A 26,967-nucleotide genomic window follows, 5' to 3' on the forward strand; every position below is an offset into this window, starting at 1 on the left:
CACGCCGAGCGTACGAACGGCTCCGGACGGGAGTCGTCCATGCATCAATGACCGGGAGTCGTGGTGAACCTCGAGACCAAGTGGCTGGAAGACTTCGTTGCCCTGGCCAATACGCGCAGCTTTTCCGCTTCGGCGCGACAGCGCCATGTCACTCAGCCGGCCTTCAGCCGGCGTATACGCTCCCTGGAACAGGCGGTAGGCGTCACGCTGGTCGACCGCTCCACCACGCCGGTGGATCTCACACCGGAAGGCCAGCTTTTCCTGGTTACCGCACGCAGCATGGTCGAACAGCTCAACGAGAGTCTTGGCCACCTGCGGGGGCTTTCCATCGCCAATGAGGCGCTGGATATCGTGGCCGCACATTCCCTGGCATTGAGTTTCTATCCGCAATGGATCTCCCGGTTGCAGAAGGGCGTCGGCGAATTGCCGACCCGGCTGGTGGCGATGAACGTGGGCGATGCCATTCATGTGCTGCGCGAGGGCAACTGCGATCTGATGCTGGCGTATTATGATCCTTATGCCAGCATGCAGCTCGATGCTGAGGTATTTCCCTCCTTTTCCATCGGTCAGGTCAAGATGTTGCCGGTCTGTCTGCCGGATGAGCGGGGACGGCCACGCTTCTCGCTCGAGAGCGGTGAGGCGATTCCCTATCTCTCCTATACCCAGGGCGCCTTCCTGGGACGCAGCGTGCGGATGCTGCTGAAGAACGACCCATTGCGCATGCGTCTGCGGACCGTCTACGAGACCGCCATGGCCGAAGGGCTCAAGGGCATGGTCATGCAGGGCGTCGGCATGGCCTGGATACCGGATTTCTGCATTCGCCAGGAGCTCAATGATGGCCGGCTCGTTCGAGCGGGCGACGAGAAGAACGACGTCCCTCTGGAGATCCGGCTGTATCGTTGCTCGCTGGTGCACAAGCCCGGCGTGGAGAAGCTCTGGCGGCAGATGATGAAGTTGCCCAGGGACTTCCTGCAGGCCTGAGCAGGGCGGTGGTCAGGTGTCAGCCCATTGGCTCATGGCTGACTGAAGTCGGCGGGTAACCCCAGGAAGTTCTGAATGATGAAGAAGTGGTCCTCGAACAGGCCATCCGGTTCGAGGTCGGCGAGTGGTACCCAACGCGCATGATCGCCGCCCTTGACCGGCTTCAGGCGGGGCAGTTGCTGGTCGGGGCGCAGGGCGAAGTAGAAGGCTTCGGCCAGGGTGCGGCCACGCCAGCTACGGTGAGGTTCGTCGAAGAGGCGCTGGCCGCGCAGCGAGCCCTTGAGAACAGGCTCGGGAACCTTGAGTCGTACCCGCTCGCGCAGTTCGCGCAGGCAGGCATCCAGCAGGCGCTCCTGTGGATTGATGAATCCCCCGGGCAGGGCGTACAGCCCCTTGCCGGGCGCGGCGGTGCGCTTGACCAGCAGGATGTGGCCGGATTGCACCACCACCGCACTGACGGTGACGAAGACCGGAGGGTAGGGAGCCTGGGCCCAGGCCTGCCGATATTGATCCAGCAGGCTCTGCTCCTCGACCAGTTGCTCGTAGGCGTCGGTCTCGAGGAATCGCCGGATACCGTCGATCACGCCGGGCGGGAGGTCGTGGGAGGCACCGGCACTGGCATAGTCGGCGGCGGCGATTGGCGAGCGGAACAGTCGCTCCCGGATCTGGCTGGCCGAAATTCCCTCGACCATCGGTACGCTGACCGATTCCCATTGGGGAAAGAGGGACAGGTAATAGCTCGATTGCCCCCGGCTGGCGCCGATCAGGCCGATGCGCGGCAGCCGGGCATGGCGGGGCGATGCGATGTCGCGGACCTTGCGCTGCACGTCGCGCACCCACACATCGTTGTTGTAGAGCGCGTCGAGCAGCGGCACGATCTCCAGACGCTCGTTGTCCTCGTCGTCGAAGGCGCTGCGCAGCATGCGGCGGCGCTCGTCGAAAAGCCAGGGGTTACGCAGCGAACGGGCCTGCCAGGCGGAGCCGATCAGGACGATGACCTGGCGAGCCCGCTTGAGGGCCTGGTGAATGACCGCCAGGTGGCCGAGATGCGTCGGTTGAAAGCGGCCGATGAAGACCAGACAGTCGAAGTCGCGATCAGGGTGTTCGGCGTCTGGCGTCGCGGTCATGGCATCGCTCCAAGGAAAACCACCATTATGGTGACCCGCCTCGGAGCACGCAATTCTCCACCGCCGGCAAGCGATTCGCCCTGCACCTCCGTGGCCGCCTTCGGTATGCTGTGACATCAGCAAGGGAATGTGAGGAACTGCCGTGATCAAGCAAAGCGTGATGACCGCCTGGACTCTGGTTCGCGATTTCGTCCGGTTCTGGTGGACCGTGGTGAGTGGTGCCGTGAAGCTCTGGCTGGAACGCAATGCCTTCAGCTATGCCGGCTCACTGGCCTTTTATACGCTGTTTTCCCTGGCGCCGACGGTCATCATCGCAGTGACCGTGATCGGTCTGGTGCTGGGAGAGGAAGCGGCCCAAGGGCAGATAGTTGCCCAGCTCGAGGGCACCATGGGCGCGAGCGCCGCCGAACTCGTGCAGAACGCCGTCTCCCAGTCACGCATCCAGGAATCCGGGATTCTGCCGACGCTGCTCGGCATCGGTGCCTTGCTGGTCGGTGCGACCACCGTGTTCGGTCAGATGCAGTTCTCGTTGAACACGCTCTGGGGCGTTACCGCGCGTCCGAGCAGCAACAGCCTGTGGATCTTCATCAAGAACCGGACCCTGTCACTGACGGTGGTACTGTCGATCGGGTTCATCCTGCTGGTGTCACTGGCCCTCGGCGTGATGGTCAAGGCGATGCTGAAAGCGGCCGATGGGCTGTTGCCCTTCGTCGGTTTCCTGACCAGTGGCGCGGAGTTTCTTGTCTCGCTGGCCCTGGTGTCGGCACTGTTCGCGACCATCTTCAAGGTCCTGCCCGATGTGGTGCTGCGTTGGCGCGACGTGCTGGTGGGCGCCGTCGTCACGGCCCTTCTGTTCGCGGTGGGACGTACGGCCATCGCCACCTACCTGGCCTACACGGCCACGGCCTCGACCTATGGCGCCGCCGGTTCGGTGGTCGTGGTGTTGCTGTGGGTCTATTACTCCTCGTTAATCCTGCTGTTCGGTGCTGCCTTCACCAAGTGCCATCTGGTGGCCAAGGGGTGTGAGATCGTGCCGCGCAACAGTGCTGTGCTGGTCAAGCATGAACTGCTCGACGAGATGCGCGAGAAACGCGGCAAGGGCCTGAAGATGCCGGCTTGGCCGCGGGGGCGGAAGCAGCGGGAACAAGCACCCGACGCCGATGAGGGGCAGGGCTCAGATGCTTGTTCGTCATCCGAGGCGACGGCCAGAGATTCCGGCTGACCCCGGGGCGGTATCAGCCGCGAAAGCGCTCCCGTGCGAGAGTTTCGGCCACGCTGGCGGGATCGTGGTTTTCTCGGCGGGCTCGCGCGAAGATCTCGTTCAGGGTGGTTTCGATGCCGGCGATGTGTGACATGACCGCTTCGCGCCGATAGTCCTGGCGTCGCTGCCAGGCGATCTCGATCACGCCTCCGGCATTGGCGACATAGTCCGGCGTATAGAGGATGCCGCGCGACTGCAGCATGTCGGCGATCTCCGGGCTGGCCAGTTGATTGTTGGCCGCGCCGCAGACCACGCGGGCCTTGAGTCGCTCGACCACAGAAGGCGACAGGGCTGCTCCCATGGCGCAGGGCGCGAAGACGTCGACATCGGCCTCGACGATGTCGTCGGGGGCGGTGATCTCCGCGTCGAGCGAGGCGGCGAGTTGCCCCAGGGCGTCCCGATCGACATCGGTCATGATCAAGTGAGCCCCGGCTTCGTGCAATTGCCGAGCCAGTTGGGCACCGACGTGGCCGACTCCCTGGATGGCCACCCGCAAGCCATCGAAATCCTCCCGGTCCAGGCCGTGACGCACGGCGCTGCGCATGGCGCAGAAAACGCCCCTGGCAGTGAAGGGGGAAGGGTCGCCGGAGGCACCTTCCCGGCCGAGGCCGCCGACATGCTCGGTGGTCTCTGCAATCACCCGCATATCGGCTTCGCTCGAACCGGAATCCTCGGCGGTGATGTAGTCGCCGTTCAGCGAATCGACCAGCCGGCCCATGGCGCGCAGCAGTTCCGGGGTCTTGTCGCGACGCGGGTCGGCGATGATCACGGCCTTGCCGCCGCCCAGCGGCAGGTCGGCCAGCGCCGACTTGTAGGTCATGCCGCGGGACAGGCGCAACACATCGGTCAATGCCTCATCGTCACTGGCGTAGGGGAAGATGCGCAGGCCGCCCAGGGCCGGGCCTAGCCGAGTATCGTGGATGGCGACAATGGCCCGCAGGCCGCTCGTGGGATCGTCGCCAAAAACGATGCGCTGGTGGTGGTCGAACTCGGGGTGAGAGAAGACCGACATGATGCAGACTCCCTTTTGAGGATGGTTGTTGTGGTGCTGTCGTCCGGGTAGGACGAGCGCTTGGCGTCGCGATGGCTTTTGGCCGGCGTCCACCTTGTGTCATCTTAAAGGGTAGTCCCTTGAGGCAGAAGCGAACTATCGCAGCAGGCGTGATGACGATCCGGGAGGAGACAGCATGGAGAGGCGTTGCGTGAGGGCCTTGGTGACCGGCAAGGTCCAGGGTGTCTGGTATCGACGCGCGACCCAGGAAAAGGCGCTGCAGGCCGGCGTGACCGGGCATGCGCGCAACCTGCCCGACGGGCGTGTCGAGGTGTTGATGTGTGGTCGTGCCGAGGCGGTGCGCGAGCTCGGCGAGTGGCTATGGAAAGGGCCACCCGATGCTCGGGTGACCCATGTCGAGCTCGAAGGCGTGGAGGTGCATGAGCCGGATTCCTTCACGACCGGCTAGGCCGTTTCCGAAAAGTGCCTATGCTCGGCGATGGACAGAAAGCTCGCACGACATCAGGCAAGGGTCTCGGTGATCCACTCGACGACGGCCTCGCCGTCAACGCCGAGACAGACATCGGTGAGCGGGGTCTGTGACCAGCGAGGCTCAATGTAGCCGCGATGTTCCGGCGCGAAGATGGTCTGCCCCTCGGCCTCGCCTTCGGTGGCAACGTTGAGGTGGCCGCGCTGGGTGGTGAAGAGGTCCGGTCGAACCAGCCAGGCCAGGGCGCAGCTATCGTGTGGGCAGCAACCGTCGATACCCAGCATTTCCCGGTAGAAGTCGCGGTAGAAGGAGTAGCTGCCGGCCAGCACCTTGCCGAGCTTGCCCTGGCTGGCTTCAATGCGCGCCATGTGAGACGGCGAGAGGACGCAACGGTGGGTCACGTCGAGGCCAACCATGACCAGCGGCCAGCCAGCCGTCAGCACCCGTGCGGCGGCGTGAGGGTCGTTGAAGATGTTGGCCTCGGCCACGGGTGTGACATTGCCGCCTTCTTTGATCGAACCGCCCATCACCACGACTTGTTTGACCTTGTCGATCAGGGTGGGATCGAGCTGGAGGGCGGCCGCCAGGTTGCCGAGTGGACCGACGGCGACCAGCGAGACTTCGCCGGGGCGCGCGTTGACAGTGTCGACGATGAATTGCGCGGCGCTGCGCGACTCGGCTTGCCCCTGTACGCTCGGCAGCTCGATGTCTCCCAGGCCGTTGGCGCCGTGGATGTGGGCGGGAGCCGGGTGGCGTGGCTTGACCAGTGGCGCGGCCGCTCCCTGGACCACGGGGATGGTCGTGTCGGCCAGTTCGGCCAGCAGCAGGGCGTTATGGGTCGCGGTGGTGACATCCACGTTGCCATAGGTCGTGGTCATGCCCAGCAGCTCGATGTCCGGGTGCGCCAGGGCGATGGCGATCGCCTGGGCATCGTCCACGCCCGGATCGGTATCGAAGATGATCGGATGTGTCATGGTGGCTCCTTGTCCGGGGTTGAGAGGCTTTCAAAGCCTAAAGGGGCTTTACGGTGACAAGCCTTCGCGAGGGCGCTGTGACCCCTTCCATGGGCGCTACCTTTGCCATCCATGGCAGGACCCTCGCGTTGCCTTATCCCCGATGCTCACTGCCACTGAAAGCTTGGAAATACATGCTAAGTGCCCTGACCAAGCAGGGTTTCGACATCGGCAAGCTCAGGGATGCTCTCGGTGGCGCCGAGGCGCTGAACGCCGATGGCGGCCGCCGTGGCAGCACGCTCGAGACAGGTCTCGGCCGGCATGCCGGCCTGTCGGGCCGCGAGGTAATAACCGATGAAGGTATCGCCGGCGGCGGTGGTGTCGCGTGGCGTGACGGGCAGGGGCGGCTGGAAAAGACGTGTCTCGCCATGTTGATACCAGGCGCCGTCACCGCCCAGGGTCAGCACCGTCTCCGTGTCGGGCAAGCGCGCGGCGAGAGCGTCGAGCAGTTCATTCGCGGCGGCGCCTTCCGGCAGCCCGGTCAGCGCCTCGGCCTCGCCACGATTGACGAACAGTAGCTGACAGAGCTCCAGGGGCAGGGCGGCCACTTCCTCGGTCATCGGGGCCGGATTGAAAGCGATCTGCATGCCTTTGGCATGAGCCCGTTCCAGTACCCATGCCAGGGCGTTGCACTCGTTCTGGGCGAGCAGCCAATCGTCGGGGGCGGCGGCTTCGATCAGTTCATCCAGCGACGCTTCACTGAAGCCATGATTGGCGCCAGGGAAGAGCAGGATGGCGTTCTCGCCCTGGTCGTCGACCTGGATGATGGCATGACCGCCAGGCTCATCGACCAGCATGATGGTCTCGGTATCCACCCCGGCTTGTTCCAGCAGTTCCTTGGCCCAGGCATCGTGCCGGCCGAGGCGTCCCCAGTGACGAACCTGCCCCCCGGCCCGGGCCATGGCCAGCGACTGGTTGGCTCCCTTGCCACCGAGACCGACGCGATAATCATGCCCAGCGAGGGTTTCCCCCGGGCGAACCAGGTGGGGGACACGGTAGAAGTGGTCGAGGTTGATCGAGCCGAAATTGTGCAGCATGCCGATTCCGAGTTGATGTCAGGAGTGGGAAGGTGGGGCATTCATGGAGCATGAGTATCCAAGTCCGAAAGAGTGCGCGCAACCTGTACACGGGATCGTATCGACTTTATACCGTTATCTAGTTGTAGCTAAACCACAAATCACACTGATCCCCCCCGAAAACACGCCGCGGTGGCCCTGGCCATCGAGCACCCTAAAGGCCTGTCATGGCGAAACTCTTGCCAGAACTTCGGGAGTCAACAGGAGATCAAGCCGAATCTGCCAGATTCTGTGCCGTCAGTTCGACGATGCGCTGACGGGCTTCGGGCGCGATCCAGGCATTATGGGGCGTCACGATCAGGTTCAGTGGCTCCGCAAGGGCATCCAGCAAAGGGTGGCCATTCCTCGGCGGTTCTTCAGGCAGCACATCGACGCCCAGGCCGCTCAGGCGACCTTCGCGTAGCGCCGTCAGGGCAGCCTCTTCGTCGATGATGCTGCCTCGGGCACAGTTGATCAGCAGACAAGCTGGCTTGAGCCGGGCAAGCATGTCGGCATCGATCAGGTGATGAGTGGCCTCGGTCAGCGGGCAGTGGAGACTGACGACATCGGCCGTGGGAGCCAGCTCGGCCAGTGAAGAGCGGCGATCACCGCCGCTGTCCGCGCCCGGCCGGGCGGCGAAGCTCACCTGCATGCCGAGCCCCTCGGCCAGTTTTCCCACTCGGCTGCCGAGCTCTCCCTGGCCGACGATCACCAGATGCTTGCCCTCGAGTTGCAAGGTTCGATGTTCCATCAGGCAGAAGAAAGGGCTCGTGTTCCAGCGCCCCTGGGCGACGTCATCCTGATAGCGCGGCAGCCGGGCAGCGAGGGCTAGGATCATCATCAGGCTGTGCTGAGCCACGCTGGCGGTGCCATAGGCGGTGACATTGCGGACTTCGACCCCCAGGCGTTCGGCGGCCGCCATGTCGATGTTGTTGGTGCCGGTGGCCAGTACGCAGATCAGGCGCAGCCGGGGCAACGCTTCCAGGGTCTCGGCGCCCAGTTTCACCTTGTTGACGATGGCCACATCGGCATCGGTCAGTCGTTCGGCGGCCTCATCGGTGGCCGTGAAGTCGTGGCATGTCAGCTGCGTGACCTGGCGTTCGATCGGCGAGAGATCGATGTCCGGACCTAGGCTGGCGGCGTCGAGAATGACGGCATGCATGGCGGAATCCTTGCTCTGGGGGTGAATGGATGAAGGACGGGGCGCAGCGACCGGGGCATTCGTCGACGAGCCTGCGACCCGCGCAGCCGAATGGCCAAGGGAATCCCCGGGGCTGGGCCTCGAGGCCTCCAACGGGCTATAATATGCGGCCTTCGCGTCAGGCTTGGATTATCCGCAGGCCGACCCTATATCGCAGAACGATGCAGTACGAGCATCACGACCGCGCACTGTCGCGGGGCTCATGGGACATCGTTACCGGGAGAATCATGACCATGCCCATCTACGAATATGAGTGCAAGGCCTGCGGCCATCGCCTGGAAAAGTTGCAGAAGCTCAGTGCCGCTCCACTGACCGACTGCCCGGCTTGCGAGCGGTCCGAACTCGGACGTCTGGTCTCGGCCGCGGGCTTCCGCCTGGCCGGTGGTGGCTGGTACGAGACCGATTTCAAGACCGGCAGCAAGAAGAACCTGGCTGGCGGCAACGAGGGTGGCAAGGCCGCCGAGACATCGAGCAAGGACGGCACGGCGGCCTGAGCCGCGCCGATTTGCCGTTTCACTCTACCCACGGAACACGATAAACAGGATACGACATGCGCAGCCATTATTGCGGCCAGTTGAACGAGACCATGGTGGACCAGACGGTCACCCTGTGCGGTTGGGTGCATCGCCGCCGTGACCACGGTGGCGTGATCTTCCTCGACATGCGCGACCGTGACGGTATCGCCCAGGTCGTGGTCGATCCCGATACCGCCGAGGCCTTCGCCAATGCTGACCGCGCTCGCAGCGAGTATGTGCTGCGCATCGTCGGCCGTATTCGCCTGCGTCCGGAAGGCACCCAGAACCCCAACATGCCGACCGGCATGATCGAGGTGCTGGCCAAGGACGTCGAGGTGCTCAATACCGCCGCGACGCCCCCCTTCCAGCTCGACGAGCATGGCAAGGTCGGCGAGGAGATCCGTCTCAAGCATCGCTACATCGATCTGCGCCGGCCGGAGATGATCGACAAGCTGCGTCTGCGCTCGCGGATCTCGCACACTGTGCGTGCCTATCTCGAGAACCAGGGCTTCCTGGATATCGAGACGCCGATCCTGACCCGGGCGACGCCGGAGGGTGCGCGGGACTATCTGGTGCCCAGCCGTACCCATGCGGGCAGCTTCTTCGCTCTACCCCAATCGCCGCAGTTGTTCAAGCAACTGCTGATGGTGTCCGGCTTCGACCGCTACTACCAGATCGCCAAGTGCTTCCGCGACGAGGACCTGCGCGCCGATCGTCAGCCGGAGTTCACCCAGATCGACCTCGAGGCCTCCTTCGTCGAGGAAGACGACATCATGGCCATCACCGAGGGGATGATTCGTCAGCTGTTCCAGGAAGTGCTGGATGTCGAATTGCCCGAATTCCCGCGCATGCCCTATGCCGAGGCCATGCGCCGCTTCGGCTCCGACAAGCCGGACCTGCGCATCCCGCTGGAACTCGTCGATGTCGACGATCTGATGAAGGACGTCGACTTCAAGGTCTTCTCCGGGCCGGCCAATGCCGATGACGGCCGTGTCGCGGCACTCAAGGTCAAGGGCGGCGCTTCGCTGTCACGCAAGGAGATCGACGATTACACCAATTTCGTCGGCATCTATGGCGCTCGCGGCCTGGCCTGGATCAAGGTCAACGACCGGGCCAGCGGCATCGAGGGACTGCAGTCGCCCATCGTCAAGTTCATGGATGGGGTCGTCGAGCCCTTGCTGGACCGCGTCGGTGCCGAGGACGGAGACATCATCTTCTTCGGTGCCGACAAGGCTCGTATCGTCAATGAGGCGCTCGGTGCGCTGCGCGTGCGCCTGGGCGAGGACCTCGATCTCTACACCGCCGAGTGGGCGCCGCTGTGGGTGGTCGACTTCCCGATGTTCGAGGAAGACGACAACGGTCGCCTGCAGGCGCTGCACCACCCGTTCACCGCGCCATCCTGCGATGTCGAGACGCTCAAGCAGCGGCCCGCCGACGCGCTTTCCCGTGCCTACGATATGGTGCTCAACGGCACCGAGCTTGGTGGCGGCTCGATTCGTATCCATGACCAGGCGATGCAGCAGACCGTGCTCGAGGTGCTGGGTATCGGCGAGGAAGAGGCTCGCGAGAAGTTCGGCTTCCTGCTCGACGCTCTCCAGTATGGCGCGCCGCCCCATGGAGGCCTGGCCTTCGGTCTCGACCGTCTGGTCATGCTGATGGGCGGGGCCCGGACGATCCGTGAAGTGATCGCCTTCCCGAAGACGCAGAGTGCGGCCTGCCTGATGACCGACGCGCCGGGCGAGGTCAGCGGCCAGCAGCTCAAGGAGCTGAACATCCGTCTGCGACAGAAGGCCAAGGCGGAGAACGGCGGCGACTGAAGGTGCCGTTGTGGCTCGTCACTTGATGCGAACCGGCGCCCGAGGGGCGCCGGTCTCGTTTCAAGCGGCATGAAATCCAGCATCTAGAATGAGGGAATGGCATGGCAGGTCACAGCAAGTGGGCCAACATCAAGCACCGCAAGGCCGCCCAGGATGCCAAGCGGGGCAAGATCTTCACCAAGCTGATTCGCGAGCTGACCGTGGCAGCACGCCACGGCGGCGCAGAGCCGGCCGACAACCCTCGACTGCGTGCGGCCATCGACAAGGCCCTGGCCAACAACATGACCAAGGACACCATCCAGCGGGCGGTGGACCGGGGGGCCGGGAACACCGATGGAGACGACATGGAAGAGGTCGTCTACGAAGGCTATGGTCCCGAAGGAGTGGCCATGATGGTCGAGGCCATGACCGACAACCGTAACCGTACCGTCTCCGAGGTACGACACGCCTTCAACAAGCATGGTGGCAATCTCGGCACGACCGGTTCGGTGGCCTTCATGTTCCATCGCCAGGGGCGCTTGACGTTGCCGGAAGGCACGAGCGAGGAAGCCGCCATGGAGGCGACGCTGGAGGCCGAGCCCGAGGAGATCGAGACGCTCGAGAATGGTCGCCTGGAAGTCGTGACCACGCCGGACAGTTTCGGAGCGGTCAAGGATGCCCTGGTCGAAGCCGGCCTCGAACCGACGGCCAGCGACGTCGGCCTGTATCCGGACAACTACGCCAGGATCGAGGATGTCGAACTGGGGCGGCGCATCATCACGCTGGTGGATCGCCTCGAGGATCTGGATGACGTGCAGAATGTTTACACCAATGCGGATTTCGCCGATGACATCATGGAGGCGCTGCACGACGATGTCTGACACTGAAGGAAGCGGGCGATGCTGATCCTGGGGATCGATCCGGGGTCGCGGATCACGGGATATGGCGTGCTGGACGTCACCACGGCCACGCCGCGCTATGTCGCCAGTGGCTGTATCCGTACCCGTGGCGACGACCTGGCCCAGCGCCTGGCCCAGGTCTATGCCGGCATAAGCGAGCTGATCGGCGTGCATGGACCCGGCGAGTTCGCCATCGAGCAGGTGTTCATGGCCAAGAATGCCGATTCTGCCCTGAAGCTCGGGCAGGCCCGAGGAACGGCCATCGTCTGTGCCGCCAACCATGGCTTGCCGGTCAGCGAATATGGACCGCGCCAGATCAAGCAGGCGGTGACCGGCAGCGGCGGGGCGGACAAGCTTCAGGTCCAGCACATGGTGACGGCCGTGCTGGGCCTGGACGGTTCTCCCCAGGCTGATGCGGCGGATGCCCTGGCGATTGCCCTGACGCATGCCCATGCGCGGTCGGGGCTGATCAACCGAGGCAGTTACGGAGGAGGACGTCGACGGGGAAAGGGAACATCCTGGCGGGATTTTCGACCTTCCTGATGTCGCGCATCGGCGACGTCCGAGGTGATGTCGAACGCCGTTCAAGCGGGCTGGCAAGCGGCCTGGGGGACCAGTATAGTGGTCGCGGCGCGTATCGCCGCGACGGATTCATGACCAAGGATTGTGACACGCCATGATCGGACGCCTGCGAGGCACTCTGCTGGAAAAACAGCCGCCCTGGTTGGTGGTGGACGTGGCCGGGGTCGGCTACGAGCTTGAAGCCTCGATGACCACGTTGCTGGCATTGCCAGGCTGCAACGAGGAGGTGTCGCTGTACACTCATCTCAGCATTCGTGACGATGCCCACCTGCTGTATGGTTTCGCCCGGGAGCAGGAGCGCTCCCTGTTCCGCGCCCTGATCAAGGTCAACGGCATCGGCCCCAAGCTGGCTCTGGCGATCCTATCGGGCATGGACGAGGATGCCTTCATCCGCTGCGTGATGGATGACGACATCAAGGCCTTGACTCGCTTGCCGGGCGTCGGCAAGAAAACCGCCGAGCGTCTGGTCATCGAAATGCGTGACCGTTTCCCGCATTGGCAGGACAGCATCGACGTTTCCACCGACGACATCGGACGGGGAGCGGCGCCCCCGTCGCCGAAGGATCCGCTGGCCGATGCCGAGGCCGCCCTGGTCAGCCTGGGCTACAAGCCGTCGGAAGCTACCCGCATGCTGTCCGGCCTCGAGGAAGAGGGCAGCACGGAAGCCATGATCAAGGCGGCGCTCGCGCGCCGGATGGCGGGCTGAGACATGATTCCGAGCATTGACCGTGGCCAAGCCGGAGCAGAACGGCATCCGTTGCCGGAGGCCGATGCGCCGTGCCGTAATCGGCATGAGCCGACATTCGAGCCGCGTTTTCCCGAGGGAGGAGTCGCATGCTGGAAACCGACCGACTGATCGGTGCCGAGACCCGGGAAGGCGAAGGGCGGCTCGATCATGCCATCCGTCCCCGACACCTGAGCGACTACATCGGTCAGACGCGGGTGCGCGAACAGCTCGACATCTTCATCAGTGCCGCTCGCGGACGGGGCGAAAGCCTGGATCATACCCTGGTGTTCGGGCCGCCCGGCCTGGGCAAGACGACGCTCGCCAACATCATCGCCACCGAGATGGACGTGGGCCTCAAGGCCACCTCGGGGCCTGTCCTGGAGAAAGCCGGCGACCTGGCGGCGATGCTCACCAATCTGCAGCCTGGCGATGTGCTCTTCATCGACGAGATTCACCGGCTTTCCGCCGTGGTGGAGGAAGTTCTGTATCCGGCCATGGAGGATTTCCAGCTGGATATCGTCATCGGCGAGGGGCCGGCGGCCCGTTCGATCAAGCTCGACCTGCCGCCCTTCACCCTGGTCGGGGCCACTACCCGGGCGGGACTACTGACCTCACCGCTGCGCGATCGCTTCGGGATCGTCCAGCGTCTGGAGTTCTATTCCGTCGAGGAACTCACCGAGATCGTGACTCGCTCGGCGAAGCTGCTCGGCGTGCAAAGCGATGCTGACGGCGCCATGGAAGTGGCGCGACGTTCCCGGGGCACGCCGCGAATCGCCAATCGCCTGTTGCGTCGGGTACGCGACTTCGCCGAGGTCCGGGGTGGTGGTCAGATCGATGCCAGGATCGCCGATCAGGCATTGAACATGCTGCATGTGGACCATCATGGCCTGGACCACATGGACCGTCGCCTGCTGCTGGCGATGATCGAGAAGTTCGATGGAGGCCCTGTTGGTGTCGACTCCCTGGCCGCGGCCATCGGCGAGGAACGCGACACCATCGAAGACGTCATTGAACCTTACCTGATTCAACAGGGACTGATGATGCGTACCGCGCGTGGACGTGTGGTGACCCGGCAGGCCTGGCAGCACTTCGGCCTGGCTCCGGACGACCAGGCGCCACGCCAAGACTGATCAGCCAAGACCGACGAGGATGCCCGTGAACGACGCCATGTCCATTCCCCACCTGATCATGAACGCCAGCGGCGTGGTCCAGGCCGTGATGCTGTTGCTGCTGATCGGCTCGCTGCTGTCCTGGGTGGTGATCTTCCAGCGTAGCTTCGTGATGCGCCGTGCGCGCAAGGCGCATCGTGAATTCGAGGACCGCTTCTGGTCCGGAGTCGACCTCAACGAACTGTATCGGGAAACGCCGGTGGAGCAAGAAACCCTGGGAACCGAACACATCTTCCGGGCCGGTTTTCGCGAGTTCAATCGACTGCTGCCCAAGACCCGGAGCCCCCAGGCGATTCTCGATGGTGTCCAGCGCAGCATGCGCGTGGCCTGGTCGCGAGAAGAGGATCGGCTCAATCTGCACCTGGTCTTTCTGGCCACCGTGGCCTCGTCCAGTCCCTATATCGGCCTGTTCGGCACCGTATGGGGCATCATGGGCTCCTTCCAGTCACTGTCCATGGCCCAGCAGGCTACGCTGACCACGGTCGCGCCCTGGATCGCCGAGGCGTTGATCGCCACCGCCATGGGGCTGTTCGCGGCCATCCCGGCGGTGATCTTCTACAATCGCCTGTCCGCCGAGTCATCTCGTCTGCTGGGCAAGTACGAGGATTTCGCCGAGGAATTCCATTCCATCCTGCACCGCAACCTGCAGGGTCGCGGCGAAACGACCGAAGGCTGAGGGAGAGACGTCATGCACGGACCCTTCAACCGCATGGATCGGCGCCGGCCGATGAACGAGATCAACGTGGTGCCGTTCATCGATGTCATGCTGGTGCTGCTGGTGATCTTCATGATCACCGCGCCGATGCTGACTCAGGGCGTCGACGTGGATTTGCCCCAGACGGTATCGGAGCCCATCGAGGACACCGAGGACCGCGATCCGATCATCGTCTCGGTGGACCGAGAAGGCCAGTATTTCGTCAGCCTGGGCGGAGACGAGACCCAGGTGAGCCTCGACGAACTCAGCGAAAGGGTGATCGTCCTGATGGAGCGCCACCCGGATACCAGGGTACTGGTACGTGGTGACCGCAATGTGTCCTACGGGCAGGTGGTGACCCTGATGGGTACCCTGCAGACCGCCGGCGTGGCCAATGTCGGGTTAATTTCCGAGCCACCGCCCGGGGAGTCCTGAGGAACCATCATGGCCAGACAGCATCGACGCGTGGGCTATGGCCTGCCGACCCTGCTCGCCATCGCCCTGCACCTGGGCATTCTGGTGGTCAGCGTGATTCGCTTCCCTTCGGCGGAGAGCGAGCCGCCGAGCCAATCCATCGTGCAGGCCACGCTGGTCAGTACCGAAACGACCACCGATCAAGCCCAGCGGGCCACCGAGCCTCAGGCGTCGTCACAGGCTGACGAGACCTCGGAAGATGAGGCTTCCCGCGAGGCCGAGGAAGCGGAAGCGCAACGTCAACGCGAGGCTGAAGAGCAGCGTCAACGCGAAGCCGAACGCCAGCGCCAGGCCGAGCAGGAACGTGCCGAGGCTCTCGAAGCGGCCCAGGCCGCCGCCGAGGAAGCCGAGCGCCGAGCGGAGGAGGCAAGGGCTCAGGCCGAACGTCGGGAACAGCAAGAAGCCGAACGTCAGCGCCAGGCGGAGGAAGAGGCACGTCGGCAGCGCGAGGCCGAAGAGCAGCGTCGACGTGAGGAAGAAGCCGAACGCCAGCGCCAGGCAGAGGAAGAGGCACGTCGGCAGCGTGAGGCCGAAGAGCAGCGTCGACGTGAGGAAGAAGCCGCGCAGCGTGCCGCCGAAGCGGCCCGGAACAGTCTCGATCGTGCCATCGCCGGTGAGGCCGAAGCGGCGGCCAATGCCGAGCAAGCCCAGCAAGCGGCCAACGGCTTCATCAATCTCGTTCGGCAGGCCGTCGAGCAGGCCTGGGTGATTCCACCCAACGTGCCCGACAATGCCAATGCCCTGGTCGCGATTCGTCTGGGGCCATCCGGTGAAGTCTTCTCTGCCAGCATCGCGCGCAGCAGCGGCAACAGCGCGTTTGATCGCGCGGCGATCCAGGCGGTGGAGTCTGCTGCACCATTTTCCGAGTTGCGTGAATTGCCCGCATCGGTCCAGCGGGACTATCGTGAGTTCAATCTCAACTTCCGTCCGGGGGACATTCGCTGATGAGAGCCTTGATGACCACTTGGCTGACGGCACTGCTGCTGTTGTGCGCGCCGCTTGCCCAAGCCGAACTGACCATCGATATTACCCGTGGCAATGAACAGGCCACGCCCATCGCGGTGGTGCCGTTCGCCAATGAAGGCGCCAGCCTGCCCGAAGACCTGGCCCAGATCGTCGCCGATGACCTCGAGCGCAGTGGCTATTTCGATCCCCTCGAGCGTGAGGCGATGTTCGAGCAGCCTTCCAGCAGCGACGAGGTGCGCTACGGTGACTGGAAGGCCCTGGATACCCGCTACATGGTGGTGGGGCGTGTCTCCCGCGAAGGAGAGGGAGTGCGCGTGCGCTACGAGCTGATGGACGTCAGCGGTGAATCCCGCATGCTGGGCGAGACCGTGACTGCCAATCCCGATCAGCTGCGGGCAGCCGCACACCGCATCAGCGACCAGGTGTTCGAAGCGATCACCGGTATTCGTGGCGCCTTTTCCACGCGCATCGCCTATGTCACCTCCGAGGGTGTCGGCGATGACATGTCGTTCAAGCTGTTCGTTGCCGACGCCGACGGCCACAACAGCCAGCAGGCGCTGAGCTCCGATGAGCCGATCATGTCACCAGCCTGGTCGCCGGACGGCCGCAAGCTGGCCTATGTGTCGTTCGAGGGTGAACGCCCGGCGATCTACGTCCAGGAAGTCAGCAGCGGTCGGCGCGTGAAGTTGACGTCCTTCGAGGGGTTGAACAGTGCACCGAGTTGGTCGCCGGACGGCCGCAAGCTGGCCATGGCGCTGTCCCGCGACGGGCAGCCGGAAATCTATACCATCGACATCGGTTCGCGTGACCTGCAGCGGATTACCAACAGCCCTAGCATCGAGACCGAGCCGTCCTGGTCGCCGGATGGCCGTAGCCTGATCTACACCTCGGATCGCAGCGGTGGCCCTCAGATCTATCGTCAGGCGCTAGGTGGCGGAGACCCCGAACGCCTGACCTACACCGGCAACTACAATGCCCGGGCAAGGTTTGCGCCGGACGGTGAGGCGATCTTCCTGATCCACAAGGGCAACAATGGCTATCAGGTCGCCCGGCAAGATCTGGACAGCGGCCGACTGGTCGAACTCAGCGATGCCCGGCAAGCCGAGTCGCCCAGTGTCGCACCGAATGGCACCATGGTAATCTTCGCCACCCAGCAGGGAAGTCGTGGTGTGCTGGGGGCCGTATCCGCGGATGGACGCGCCTCGTTCCGTCTGCCCGCGGCCCAGGGTGATGTGCGCGAACCCGCGTGGTCACCGTTTCTGAACTGATCGATCCAGTAGCGCAAGGAGTCCTACGATGCAACTCAAGCCCTATGCCCGGTCCTTGGCCGTCGCTTTCTCCCTGGCTTTCGTGGCCGGGTGCTCCAGCACCGGTGGCACTCAGGACGGCTCCATGTCCGGTAGTGGAAGTGGTAGCGGTAGTGGTGCCGGCACCAGTGGCACCGGCACCGGCCAGGTCAGCGGTAGCGGCCTGAGCGACGGTTCCGGTCAGATGGCCGACTCCCGCATTCCCGAGGTGCGGACCATCTACTTCGCCTTCGACAGCGATGCTATCCGTCCCGAGTTCCAGTCGGTACTGAATGCGCACGCCCGTTTCCTGCGCAACAACCCCGATGCCAACGTGGTCCTTCAAGGACACACCGACGAACGCGGCACCCGTGAATACAACCTCGCCCTCGGCGAGCGTCGTGCCGGTGCCGTCGAAGAGTTCCTGAGCGTGGAAGGCGTGTCCCCGTCGCAAGTGGAAGTCGTGAGCTATGGCGAGGAACGTCCCGCCGCGCGTGGCAGCAACGAGGAAGCCTACGCCCAGAATCGTCGGGTCGTCTTCGCCTACTGAGCCGACGCCGAAAAGATGCGGTGTGAAGCGCGCAAGCGCTTCCCCGCACGGCCCCGACGACATCCGCGACGAGGGGATACGCGATGAGACAAGGTCTCAAACGACTGTGCACGCTGGGCATCTTCGGACTGCCGTTGGCCGTGAGTTTGCCAGCCGTGGCCCAGCAACCGGTGGTCAGGGATCTGTCCGCCGGTAACAGCAATTTCTACGACCAGGCCGCTACTCGCGAGGAGGCCGGCGGCAGCCTGGTGCTGTTCAACCGGGTGCAACGCAATCAGGAAGAGCTGCGCCGTCTGCGAGGCCAGGTCGAGGAGCTGCGTTATCAACTGGAGCAACTGCGCAAGCAGACCCGCCAGCAATACATGGACATCGAGGATCGTCTGACGAGTGCTGAAGCCGGTGCTTCATCCTCTGCAAGCAGCGAGCCCTCGCCTGATGCATCGAGCGCACGGGATGCAGCGGCCGCCTCCTCATCATCGTCGGGTGCCAGTGCCGGCAATGATGCCGCCGGTCGCGAAGCCTATCAGGCCGCCTTTGCCAAGGTTCAGGACCGGGATTTCGGTGCTGCCAGGCAGGCCTTCGAGGACTTCATCGAGCAGTATCCTGACAGTGATCTGACCGCCAACGCCCATTACTGGCTCGGTGAGCTCCACTCCGCGGAATCCGAGCTGGATGCCGCAGCAGAGGCCTTCCGTCGTGTCATCGAGGACTTTCCCGATAGCAACAAGGTGCCGGATGCTCTCTACAAGCTGGGGCTGCTCAAGGCGCGTCAGGGCGATCCTGAGGGCAGTCGTGAGCTGCTCGACCGGGTGCAGGAAGAGTTCCCGGACAGCAGTGCCGCCAGTCTTGCCGACGATTTCCTCAGGCAATCGGGCAACTGACCCCAGCGAGGTGAGCCATGATGCCCTGCAAGATCGATTATGCGCCGGCCGATGATCTGCTCGCCGATCGTGTCATTCTCGTGACCGGCGCCGGTGATGGCATCGGACGAGCGGCTGCCCTGAGCTATGCCCGCCATGGTGCCACCGTGATCCTGCTTGGCCGAACCATTGCCAAGCTGGAGAGCGTCTACGACGAGATCGAGGCAGCGGGAGGGCCGCAGCCAGCGATCTTCCCGCTCAACTTCGAGGGGGCGACGCTCAAGGACTTCCACGACATGGCCGAGACGCTTGATGGTGAGTTCGGTCGTTTGGATGGCATCCTGCACAACGCCGGCCTGCTGGGACGCATCACGCCCTTCGAGCAGTACGACCCGGCCCTGTGGGAGCAGGTCATGCAGGTCAACGTCAACGGTCCCTTGTGGATGACCCAGGCGCTGTTGCCCCTGCTGCGTGCTTCCCGGGACGCCTCGGTGATTTTCACCTCGTCGAGTGTCGGGCGACGTGGGCGTGCCTACTGGGGAGCCTACTCGGTCTCGAAGTTCGCTACCGAGGGCTTCGTGGAGGTGCTGGCCGAGGAGGTCGAGCATCTTGGCAGCCTGCGCGTCAATAGTCTCAACCCCGGTGCGACCCGCACCGCCATGCGCAAGGCCGCCTACCCGGGCGAAGATCCCATGACCCTGCGGACTCCCGAGGACATCATGCCCACCTACCTGTGGCTGATGGGGCCGGACAGTCGCGGTCACAACGGCGAGAAATTCGACGCCCAACCGCCACGCACCTGACGATGCATCGGGTCGGAGTGGCAGGCGGCGTTCGGCTTGCCACTATTCGGTTTGCCACTATGGGTCGAGGTCGACATGACGCAGCAGATACCCGGTCAACTCCTCGGCGGTATCGACGCATAGATCCGCCGACCAGTCACGGTGATCGTTTTCCACTTCCATGTAGCCGTATCCCACCGCCACGGCGGTCATGCCGGCGGCGTGCGCGGCCTCGATGTCACGCCGATGGTCGCCGACATACCAGCAGCGTTCAGGCTCTACGCCGAGACGACGTGCCGCTTCGTGAAGTGGCGCCGGATCGGGTTTTTTTACCGGTAGATCGTCGGCACACAACAGGACGTCAGGGCGCAGGCCGAGTTCGGCCACCAAGGGAGCAGCGTAGGCTCGGGGCTTGTTGGTGACGATGCCCCAGGGGCGTCCGGCCTGTATCCAGGTGTCGAGCAAGTGCTCCAGGGGTGGAAAAACGTGGCTTTCCATGGCCACGGCCTCGCCATACCGGGCCAGCAGGAAATCCCGTGCGGCTGCGTGATCCGGGTGATCTTTCTCGAAGCCAAGCGCCAGGGTTACCAGGGCACTGCCGCCATTGGACACTTGGGAGCGGATCGCTGGATAGGGCAGGGCCGACATCCCGTGATGGGCTCTCAAGGCGTTGGTGGCCCGAGCCAGGTCCGGGGCGGTATCCACCAAGGTGCCGTCCAGGTCGAAGAGCAGGGCCTCGGGCGTCGGCAGGGACGGCATCACGACGCCTCCCGCCGACAATGCATGAGATAGTTGACCGAGACGTCGTTGGCCGACAGCCGATAGCGACGCGTCAGCGGCTGGTAGGTGAGGCCAGTCTGTTCACGGACCTCGAGTCCGGCCTCCCGGGCCCAGGCGGCAAGTTCAGACGGGCGGATGAATCTGGCGTAATCGTGGGTTCCTCGGGGGAGCATCCGCAACAGGTACTCGGCACCGATCACTGCCAGCGCATAGGCCTTGGGGTGGCGATTGATGGTCGAGAAGAAGAGGTGTCCACCCGGCTTGACCAGCTTGGCACAGGCCCGCACGACAGACGCCGGGTCGGGAACGTGTTCGAGCATTTCCAGGCAGGTGACGATATCGAACTCACCTGGGTGCTGTTCGGCCATGGCTTCGACACTGACGCATCGATAGTCGACCTCGACGCCCGATTGTTCGGCGTGGCGGCGAGCCACGGCAAGCGGCGCCTCGCCCAGATCGATGCCAGTCACACTGCCGCCTCGATGCGCCATGGCCTCGGCCAGGATGCCGCCACCGCAACCCACATCGATCACTTGTCGTCCGGCCAGCCCTGCCCGGGCGTCGATGAAATCGAGGCGTAGCGGATTGATGTCGTGCAGCGGCTTGAATTCGCCGGTGGGATCCCACCAGCGATCGGCCAGGGCCTCGAACTTGGCGATCTCCGCCGCGTCGACGTTATCCGTGCGGGACTGGCTTGCCGTCATTGTCCTCTCCATTTGGGTTTTGCCAGCTCGCCCCGGTGGCGAACTCGGTCTCATTCGGTATCATGGCGCATGATACTCGTTCCAGGGAGCGCATTCCCATGGCGCTTTTTGATTTCATTCGCCAGCGACATGACAGGGACTGATCCATGATCCGCAAGGCCGTTCTACCCGTTGCCGGTTTTGGCACCCGCTGCTTGCCCGCCTCCAAGGCGATTCCCAAGGAAATGATCACCATCGTCGACCGCCCGGTGATCCAGTACGTGGTTCAGGAAGCGGTGGACGCGGGCATTCGTGACATCGTGCTGGTCACCCACGGCAGTAAGAGCGCCATCGAGAACCACTTCGACAAGCACTTCGAACTCGAGGCGAGTCTCGAGGCCAAGGGCAAGTGGGAGCTGCTGGAAGAGCTGCGTTCCATTGTTCCCTCCGACGTCAACATCATCAGCGTGCGCCAGTCCGAGCCCCTCGGCCTGGGTCACGCGGTGCTCTGCGCCCGCCCGGTGATCGGCGATGACGCCCCCTTTGCCGTGCTGCTGCCGGATGTTCTGGTGGATGCTAACGAATTGAGCGGCGTCAACGACCTGGCCGGCATGGTGGCCTCCTTCGAGGAGCGTGGGCGCAGTCAGTTGATGGTCGAGGAAGTGCCCCACGACATGGTGCACAAGTATGGCATCGTGGCCCCCGAAGGAGAGGCGCCGGAAGCTGGAGCGGCCTGTTCACTGGCGGGGGTTGTCGAAAAGCCCAGCCGGGACGAGGCGCCCTCCGACCTGGCCGTGATCGGCCGCTATGTCCTGCCGGGACGGATCTTCCCGCTGCTGGCCGAGACGCCGCCCGGCGCCGGTGACGAGATCCAGCTCACCGATGCCATCGAGACACTGCGCCGGGAAGAGGGCGTGGATGCCTGGCGGATGCGTGGCCGCACCTACGACTGCGGCCATCAGCTCGGCTACCTGGAAGCCATCCTGGCCTACGGGCGCCGCCATGCCAGTTACGGCGCCGGCTTCCGCGAGCTGCTCACCCGTTACGCTGGCGAGGAGTGACGGATGCGTGTCGTCGTCATCGGCAGTGAATTGGCGGCCGCCACGGCGGCGGCCGCACTTTCCTGGGTGGGGCATGACGTGGTATGGCGTCCTCACATCTCGTCGGACTGGGAAACGCTTTCCACCAGTGCCTGGCTGGCCAGCGAGCCCCATCTTCGCGCCCACCTGGAAGAGGGGCGGTATCAGGGCAAGCTGAGCATTCTCCAGCCCGATGAGCCGATTCCACACTCGGCACCCTGGGACGTGCTGTGGCTGGCCCTGTCACCGGAGCAGCGTAGCGAAGCCGGAGAGCTGGTCGCCGGTGCTGCGCCTTGCCTGTCGGAATCGGCGGTGCTGGTCAATAACTCCACCTTTCCCGTTGGCGAAACCGAAGCGCTCGAGGCGCAGCTCGGCGGCAGCGGGCGGCGGAATGCTGTCGCGCTGGCTGATCTGCTCGAGGAGGGGCGTGCCTGGGAAGCCTTCACACGCCCCTCGCGCTGGTTGTTCGGTTGTGACGACGACCGTGCCGAGCATCAGGTGCGGGAACTCTTGCGCGCCTTCAATCGTCGGCGCGAGGTCTTCCAGCGCATGCCCCGTCGAGCCGCCGAGTTGAGCAAGCTCGCCATCAACGGAATGCTGGCCACCCGGATCAGTTACATGAACGAGATTGCCGGTCTGGCCGACAGCCTGGGTGTCGATGTGGAACACGTTCGCCTGGGCATGGGGGCCGATACCCGCATCGGCTACGAGTATCTCTATCCCGGATGTGGCTTTGGTGGCCCCAACTTCTCCCGCGACCTGATGCGGCTGGCCGACGTGCAATCGGCCAGTGGTCGACATTCGGCACTGCTCGACCAGGTGCTCGACATCAACGAGCACAAGAAGGAAACCCTGTTCCGCAAGCTGTGGGCCCACTACCACGGTTGCCTGGAAGGCAGGACCGTGGCCATCTGGGGAGCGGCCTTCAAACCGGGGACGGCGCGTATCGATCACGCCCCGGTATTGACACTGTTGCGCGCCCTCTGGGCTCAGGGCGTGCATGTTCGCCTGCATGATCCGGCGGCCCTCGGGGCCTTGCGCGACGCGGTCGGCGAGCATCCCCTGTTGACCTGTTTCGATAAAGATCCCTTCGAGGCGACTGAGGGCGCTGATGCCTTGATGCTGGTCACCGAATGGAAAGCGTACTGGAATCCGGACTGGCAGCGCCTGGCCTCCCAGCTTACCGGCCGCCTGTTGCTGGATGGCCGCAACATCTATGATCCCCGCTATGTGGCTTCCATGGGGCTGCATTATCGGGGAATCGGTCGCCGTGCCGACCCCTGAGTCACGCCGTGCCTGCCACGCGAGGCAGCACCGAGGTGATACGAGGCAATCGCAAGGCAAGGCCCCGCCAATGGGCGGGGCCTCGAACAGGCGTCGCCACACCTGAAGGTGCACGTATTCGGCGATGTTCGGGATGCAAGTTCCAGGTGACGAGGTCCTGAATGCCAAGCCAAGGTTCTAGGCAGCGAAGTTCTGGGCCACGAAGTCCCAGTTCATGATCTTCCAGATGTTCTCGAGATACTTGCGGCGCGCATGCCGGTAGTCGATGTAGTAAGCATGTTCCCAGACATCGACGATCAGCAGGGGAGTGTGGTCATGCGCGACAGGGCAGTCGGCATCGTCGCCGTTGATGATCGTCAGGCTGTTGTCGCCGTTTGTGGCCAGCCAGGTCCACCCGGAACCGAAGTTGTCCATGGCCATCGCGTTGAAGGCTTCCTTGAATCCTTCGAAGGAGCCGTAATCGGCGTCGATGGCCTCGGCCAGTGCGCCACTCGGCCTGCCACCCCCCTTGGGGGACAGGCAATGCCAGTAGAACGCATGGTTCCAGACCTGTGCGGCCTCGTTGAACAGCCGGCCGGAGGATGACGTGATGATCTCGCCCAGCGACTTGTCGGCATCCTCGGTGCCCTCGACCAGTTGGTTGAGACGCGTCACATAGGCCTGATGGTGCTTGCCGTAGTGATACTCGAGGGTTTCAGCCGAGAGGTAGGGTTCCAGTGCATTCTTCTCGTACGGCAGGGCGGGCAACTCGAATGCCATCGTCGGGGGCTCCTCGTCGTCACGATGATCGGGGGAAGTCGGACGGCCGACGTGTTGCGGGGCAGAGGAGTGCGGTATATCACCGCTCATTGATATTTCCCCGTTCGCTCCGCCGACAAAAAACTTTACACTATTCAGCGTGCTGTGCCTGTCCGGTCGGCGGCATCATATCACCCGCTTTCGGGTGGCCCAATTCCGGCGACCGACAACGGGGGCACCGGGCAATGCCCGTCACAGCCGTACTCGTTCGTCTCACCGCCCAAGGAGATCGTCATGGCAGAGCGCCCGGAAGACAACCGGTTCAGCCGACCGATCGTTCCGGACCCGGATGCCAGCCTGGCCGGCCATCGCACGCATGCTGTCGCCAGGGTTCGCCTGTGGCCTCTGTGGTGCCTGATCCTGTTGTTGATGCTAGTGCTGGCCGGCCTGGCCGTCGGAGGTTGGCAGCTTCATCAGGATGTCCAGCAGCGGCTGACCCGTCTCGGCGGTGAGCTTTCCAATGTTCATGCGCGCTTCGATGCCGAGGAAGGCCGCGGCGAGGCGCTGTCGTCGCTGCAACAGCGGCTGGACACGCTCGAGTCTCGCCAGCAGGCAGCCGACGAGCATATCGACGCACGTCTGGCCCAATGGGAAGAAGACGTCCTGTCTCCGCTCGAAGAGCGCCTGGAGTCTCTGTCGGAGGAAGCCGAGGTTCGCGACAAAACCCTGACCGCGGTCCGGAATTCCCTCGACGCGCTTGAGCGCGCCGGCGAGGAAGGGCGTGGCGGTCTCGGGGATCAGCTCGCCACGCTGGAAGAGGCGCTTGAAGAAGACGAATCGCGCCTCGGCGAGGTATCGGAAGGGATCGACGAGCGCTTCTCGACCCTGAAGGCCGATCTGACAACACTGGATGAGCGGATGTCCGGACTCGAGGACGAGATTGAAGCCCTCACCGGTTCGCGAGAAGATGCGCGTAACCAGGCCTCGACGCTCTCGTCGCGCCTGGAGGAAATGCAGACGGAGCTGCGTGATCTGCGCCAGACGCAACTGGCGTTGAGTGCCCAGCTGGAAGCCCTGCGGTAGTCACGAGACGTCAGCCAGGAAGCCTTCGATATTATGGATAATCGCGTGTTCACACGCCTCGGGGCCGGGGCCTTGTGTCTCGGCGTGGCAGCGCCGACCCTCGCGCTGGACGCCTCGATCGAGGGCGTCGACGACAAGCTGGCCAGTAACATCGAGATCTATCTCGATGACCTGGAGGCGTCTCAATACCACCCGGAGCGCCTGGAAGCCGAGGTGCGTCGCCTGGCTGCCGAGGCACTGCGTCCCTTCGGTTACTACGAGCCCAGCCTGACAGTACGTTTCGACGATCCCGAAGCTCCGTCCCATGTCGAGCTCGAGGTCGACAAGGGCGAGCCGGTGCGTATCGACCGCCTGAACTTCGTGCTGCAAGGTGCCGCGGCCGACGATGCGCCTTTCACCGAGGCCATCGAGGCCTATCCCCAGAAGGAAGGGGAGGTGTTGCGCCACGCGCCCTTTGACGCGTTGCGCAGCCGCCTCTCGAGTCTGGCGCTGCAGCGTGGTTATTTCGATTGGCGTTTCACCCAGCGTCGTCTCGAGGTGCGCCCCTGGGACCACAGTGCACGCTTGTCACTGGGACTGGACAGCGGTCAGCGTTACCGTTTCGGCAACGTCTATTTCCAGGGCGAGCATATCGAACCCGAGCGGCTCCAGAATCTAGTGCCCTTCGAGGAGGGTGCGCCCTATCTTGCCGGCGAGGTCGCGCGTTTCAACCAGAATCTGGGCCAGACCGAATGGTTCGGCTCGGTGAGCGTGCGCCCACGTCTCGATCAGGGAACACAGAGCCTGGCGCTGCCGGCTCGGGAGATCGGCTGGTGGCATTCCCTGGATGTCGCAGGCATTCCGGAGGCGTCATCGCCTCCTCCTCGTATCAGCTCACAAGCCCTGGGGGCCGCCGCCAAGCTGCAGGCGCCCGAGACGCCACGGGTGCCGATCGATGTGCTGGTCACCCCGGCCGACCGCCATCAGTTCGAAACCGGCATCGGCTACGCCACCGATGTGGGACCGCGAGCACGCCTCACCTGGGATCAGCCCTGGGTCAATCGCTACGGCCACAGCTGGGACCACGACCTTTATGTTTCCGGTCCCGAGCAGAAATTCAGCGGCACCTATACCATGCCGCTCGAGGATCCTCTGCGCGACAATTATGAACTGCAGTACGGGATTCGCCACAAGGACAACGATGACACCGAGTCTCTCGAAGCCAGCGTCGAATTCGGGCGCCGCTGGAAGTTCGACAACGGCTGGGAACAGTACCTCTACGTGCGCAGTACCTATGAAGACTTCACCCAGGCAGGAGAGTCCAACCAGGTTCTGCTTTTGTATCCCGGCGTGCGCTGGTCACGGACCCGGACACGCAACCCGACCTTCCCGACCTGGGGCGATCGTCAGCAGCTCACCGTCCAGTATTCCAACGAGGCCTGGGGATCGGACGCCGAGTTCCTGAGGGTCAACGGCGATACCCAGTGGATTCGCATGCTCGGTGACGACAATCGCTTCGTCGGCCGCCTCGGGGTTGGCAGTGTGAGTACCGACGATTTCGGTAATGTGCCGCCTTCGCTGCGTTTCTTCACCGGTGGCGACAACAGCGTGCGTGGCTATTCCTACGAAAGCCTTTCCCCGGAAGACGACGAGGGTCGCCTGATCGGCGGCGAGCAACGCTTCGTGGCCAGCATCGAGGCGCAACGCCGGGTGGCCGACAAATGGTGGCTTGCCTCCTTCGTGGACACCGGCGACGCCTTTACCGATTGGTGGCCGGAGGACCTCAAGACGGGCGCAGGACTGGGGGTTCGATGGATCTCGCCGGTAGGGCCGATCCGCTTCGATGTTGCCCACCCCTTCGATGACGAGGATGCCTACCGTATTCACTTTTCCATCGGACCGGAATTCTGAGAGGCCACCAC

General features: G+C 63.9%; 28 protein-coding genes. 20 read left to right on the forward strand and 8 right to left on the reverse strand.

The window, feature by feature from the left end; genetic code table 11:
• Positions 1–63 precede the first annotated feature (63 nt).
• Entirely contained in the window at positions 64–981 is a 918-nt protein-coding gene (locus A9O65_RS12495) for a LysR substrate-binding domain-containing protein (RefSeq protein WP_064698423.1), read from the forward strand.
• 32 nt (positions 982–1,013) lie between these two features.
• On the opposite strand, the gene A9O65_RS12500 is transcribed toward A9O65_RS12495, so the two are convergent.
• Positions 1,014–2,108, reverse strand: coding sequence for a bifunctional nicotinamide-nucleotide adenylyltransferase/Nudix hydroxylase (locus A9O65_RS12500; protein WP_064698424.1), 1,095 nt, complete (start codon positions 2,106–2,108; stop codon positions 1,014–1,016).
• 142 nt (positions 2,109–2,250) lie between these two features.
• On the opposite strand from A9O65_RS12500, the gene A9O65_RS12505 reads away from it, so the two are divergent.
• The gene (locus A9O65_RS12505) at positions 2,251–3,330 is read left to right on the forward strand and encodes a YihY/virulence factor BrkB family protein (protein ID WP_244534407.1); all 1,080 of its coding nucleotides are present in this window, start codon (positions 2,251–2,253) and stop codon (positions 3,328–3,330) included.
• A 13-nt stretch (positions 3,331–3,343) separates the two neighbouring features.
• On the opposite strand, the gene A9O65_RS12510 is transcribed toward A9O65_RS12505, so the two are convergent.
• Positions 3,344–4,381 carry a Glu/Leu/Phe/Val family dehydrogenase gene (locus A9O65_RS12510; protein ID WP_064702264.1) on the reverse strand — a complete coding sequence of 346 codons (1,038 nt, stop codon included), beginning with the start codon at positions 4,379–4,381 and terminating at the stop codon, positions 3,344–3,346.
• A 175-nt stretch (positions 4,382–4,556) separates the two neighbouring features.
• On the opposite strand from A9O65_RS12510, the gene A9O65_RS12515 reads away from it, so the two are divergent.
• The gene (locus A9O65_RS12515) at positions 4,557–4,829 is read left to right on the forward strand and encodes an acylphosphatase (protein ID WP_064698426.1); all 273 of its coding nucleotides are present in this window, start codon (positions 4,557–4,559) and stop codon (positions 4,827–4,829) included.
• A 53-nt stretch (positions 4,830–4,882) separates the two neighbouring features.
• Here A9O65_RS12515 and A9O65_RS12520 read toward each other — a convergent pair whose 3' ends face one another.
• From A9O65_RS12520 to A9O65_RS12530, 3 genes are all read right to left on the reverse strand, one after another.
• Positions 4,883–5,824 carry a nucleoside hydrolase gene (locus A9O65_RS12520; RefSeq protein WP_064702265.1) on the reverse strand — a complete coding sequence of 314 codons (942 nt, stop codon included), beginning with the start codon at positions 5,822–5,824 and terminating at the stop codon, positions 4,883–4,885.
• 176 nt (positions 5,825–6,000) lie between these two features.
• Positions 6,001–6,900 carry a ribokinase gene (locus A9O65_RS12525; RefSeq protein WP_064698428.1) on the reverse strand — a complete coding sequence of 300 codons (900 nt, stop codon included), beginning with the start codon at positions 6,898–6,900 and terminating at the stop codon, positions 6,001–6,003.
• 247 nt (positions 6,901–7,147) lie between these two features.
• The gene (locus A9O65_RS12530) at positions 7,148–8,080 is read right to left on the reverse strand and encodes a D-2-hydroxyacid dehydrogenase (RefSeq protein WP_064702266.1); all 933 of its coding nucleotides are present in this window, start codon (positions 8,078–8,080) and stop codon (positions 7,148–7,150) included.
• Positions 8,081–8,352: 272 nt separating this feature from the next.
• Between A9O65_RS12530 and A9O65_RS12535 the strand changes: the two genes are divergently transcribed.
• From A9O65_RS12535 to A9O65_RS12595, 13 genes are all read left to right on the forward strand, one after another.
• Positions 8,353–8,613, forward strand: a complete 261-nt coding sequence (locus A9O65_RS12535) for an FmdB family zinc ribbon protein (protein WP_064698647.1) — start codon at positions 8,353–8,355, stop codon at positions 8,611–8,613.
• A 56-nt stretch (positions 8,614–8,669) separates the two neighbouring features.
• Positions 8,670–10,451 (forward strand): aspartate--tRNA ligase, encoded by a 1,782-nt coding sequence (gene aspS, locus A9O65_RS12540; RefSeq protein ID WP_064698430.1) that lies wholly within the window; start codon positions 8,670–8,672, stop codon positions 10,449–10,451.
• A gap of 101 nt (positions 10,452–10,552) precedes the next feature.
• The gene (locus tag A9O65_RS12545) at positions 10,553–11,311 is read left to right on the forward strand and encodes a YebC/PmpR family DNA-binding transcriptional regulator (RefSeq protein ID WP_064702267.1); all 759 of its coding nucleotides are present in this window, start codon (positions 10,553–10,555) and stop codon (positions 11,309–11,311) included.
• Positions 11,312–11,329: 18 nt separating this feature from the next.
• Complete coding sequence (gene ruvC, locus A9O65_RS12550; protein WP_064698432.1) at positions 11,330–11,872, forward strand: crossover junction endodeoxyribonuclease RuvC; 543 nt, start codon at positions 11,330–11,332, stop codon at positions 11,870–11,872.
• 133 nt (positions 11,873–12,005) lie between these two features.
• Complete coding sequence (gene ruvA, locus A9O65_RS12555) at positions 12,006–12,617, forward strand: Holliday junction branch migration protein RuvA (RefSeq protein WP_064702268.1); 612 nt, start codon at positions 12,006–12,008, stop codon at positions 12,615–12,617.
• A 128-nt stretch (positions 12,618–12,745) separates the two neighbouring features.
• Entirely contained in the window at positions 12,746–13,768 is a 1,023-nt protein-coding gene (gene ruvB, locus A9O65_RS12560) for a Holliday junction branch migration DNA helicase RuvB (RefSeq protein ID WP_064698434.1), read from the forward strand.
• A gap of 25 nt (positions 13,769–13,793) precedes the next feature.
• Complete coding sequence (gene tolQ / locus A9O65_RS12565) at positions 13,794–14,483, forward strand: protein TolQ (protein WP_064698648.1); 690 nt, start codon at positions 13,794–13,796, stop codon at positions 14,481–14,483.
• Positions 14,484–14,495: 12 nt separating this feature from the next.
• Positions 14,496–14,936, forward strand: coding sequence for a protein TolR (gene tolR / locus A9O65_RS12570; RefSeq protein WP_064702269.1), 441 nt, complete (start codon positions 14,496–14,498; stop codon positions 14,934–14,936).
• Positions 14,937–14,945: 9 nt separating this feature from the next.
• Positions 14,946–15,920, forward strand: coding sequence for a cell envelope integrity protein TolA (tolA, locus tag A9O65_RS12575; protein WP_064702270.1), 975 nt, complete (start codon positions 14,946–14,948; stop codon positions 15,918–15,920).
• Entirely contained in the window at positions 15,920–17,209 is a 1,290-nt protein-coding gene (tolB, locus tag A9O65_RS12580) for a Tol-Pal system beta propeller repeat protein TolB (RefSeq protein WP_064702271.1), read from the forward strand. Before tolA ends, tolB begins: the two co-directional genes overlap by 1 nt.
• A 28-nt stretch (positions 17,210–17,237) precedes the next feature.
• Positions 17,238–17,777, forward strand: coding sequence for a peptidoglycan-associated lipoprotein Pal (gene pal / locus A9O65_RS12585; RefSeq protein WP_064702272.1), 540 nt, complete (start codon positions 17,238–17,240; stop codon positions 17,775–17,777).
• Positions 17,778–17,860: 83 nt separating this feature from the next.
• On the forward strand, positions 17,861–18,658 hold the full coding sequence (gene ybgF / locus A9O65_RS12590; protein WP_064702273.1) for a tol-pal system protein YbgF: 798 nt from the start codon (positions 17,861–17,863) through the stop codon (positions 18,656–18,658).
• A gap of 20 nt (positions 18,659–18,678) precedes the next feature.
• Positions 18,679–19,440, forward strand: a complete 762-nt coding sequence (locus A9O65_RS12595) for a YciK family oxidoreductase (RefSeq protein WP_064702363.1) — start codon at positions 18,679–18,681, stop codon at positions 19,438–19,440.
• A 57-nt stretch (positions 19,441–19,497) separates the two neighbouring features.
• Here the strand turns inward: A9O65_RS12595 and A9O65_RS12600 are convergent, their stop codons facing one another.
• Both A9O65_RS12600 and ubiG read right to left on the reverse strand, forming a co-directional pair.
• Entirely contained in the window at positions 19,498–20,178 is a 681-nt protein-coding gene (locus tag A9O65_RS12600; protein ID WP_064702274.1) for an HAD-IA family hydrolase, read from the reverse strand.
• Positions 20,178–20,903 carry a bifunctional 2-polyprenyl-6-hydroxyphenol methylase/3-demethylubiquinol 3-O-methyltransferase UbiG gene (ubiG, locus tag A9O65_RS12605; RefSeq protein WP_175473445.1) on the reverse strand — a complete coding sequence of 242 codons (726 nt, stop codon included), beginning with the start codon at positions 20,901–20,903 and terminating at the stop codon, positions 20,178–20,180. Before ubiG ends, A9O65_RS12600 begins: the two co-directional genes overlap by 1 nt.
• Positions 20,904–21,049: 146 nt before the next feature.
• Between ubiG and galU the strand changes: the two genes are divergently transcribed.
• Both galU and A9O65_RS12615 read left to right on the forward strand, forming a co-directional pair.
• The gene (gene galU, locus A9O65_RS12610; RefSeq protein ID WP_064702276.1) at positions 21,050–21,943 is read left to right on the forward strand and encodes a UTP--glucose-1-phosphate uridylyltransferase GalU; all 894 of its coding nucleotides are present in this window, start codon (positions 21,050–21,052) and stop codon (positions 21,941–21,943) included.
• Positions 21,944–21,946: 3 nt separating this feature from the next.
• Entirely contained in the window at positions 21,947–23,245 is a 1,299-nt protein-coding gene (locus A9O65_RS12615) for a UDP binding domain-containing protein (protein ID WP_064702277.1), read from the forward strand.
• A 177-nt stretch (positions 23,246–23,422) separates the two neighbouring features.
• Here A9O65_RS12615 and A9O65_RS12620 read toward each other — a convergent pair whose 3' ends face one another.
• Positions 23,423–24,004 carry a superoxide dismutase gene (locus A9O65_RS12620; RefSeq protein WP_064702278.1) on the reverse strand — a complete coding sequence of 194 codons (582 nt, stop codon included), beginning with the start codon at positions 24,002–24,004 and terminating at the stop codon, positions 23,423–23,425.
• Positions 24,005–24,277: 273 nt separating this feature from the next.
• Between A9O65_RS12620 and A9O65_RS12625 the strand changes: the two genes are divergently transcribed.
• Both A9O65_RS12625 and tamA read left to right on the forward strand, forming a co-directional pair.
• Positions 24,278–25,066: a hypothetical protein gene (locus A9O65_RS12625; protein WP_064702279.1), complete on the forward strand. Its 789-nt coding sequence runs from the start codon at positions 24,278–24,280 to the stop codon at positions 25,064–25,066.
• Between the two features lie 33 nt (positions 25,067–25,099).
• On the forward strand, positions 25,100–26,956 hold the full coding sequence (gene tamA, locus A9O65_RS12630) for an autotransporter assembly complex protein TamA (RefSeq protein WP_064698446.1): 1,857 nt from the start codon (positions 25,100–25,102) through the stop codon (positions 26,954–26,956).
• Positions 26,957–26,967: the final 11 nt, after the last annotated feature.

Origin of the sequence: Halomonas caseinilytica (assembly GCF_001662305.1) — a bacterium.
Classification (GTDB): domain Bacteria; phylum Pseudomonadota; class Gammaproteobacteria; order Pseudomonadales; family Halomonadaceae; genus Halomonas; species Halomonas caseinilytica.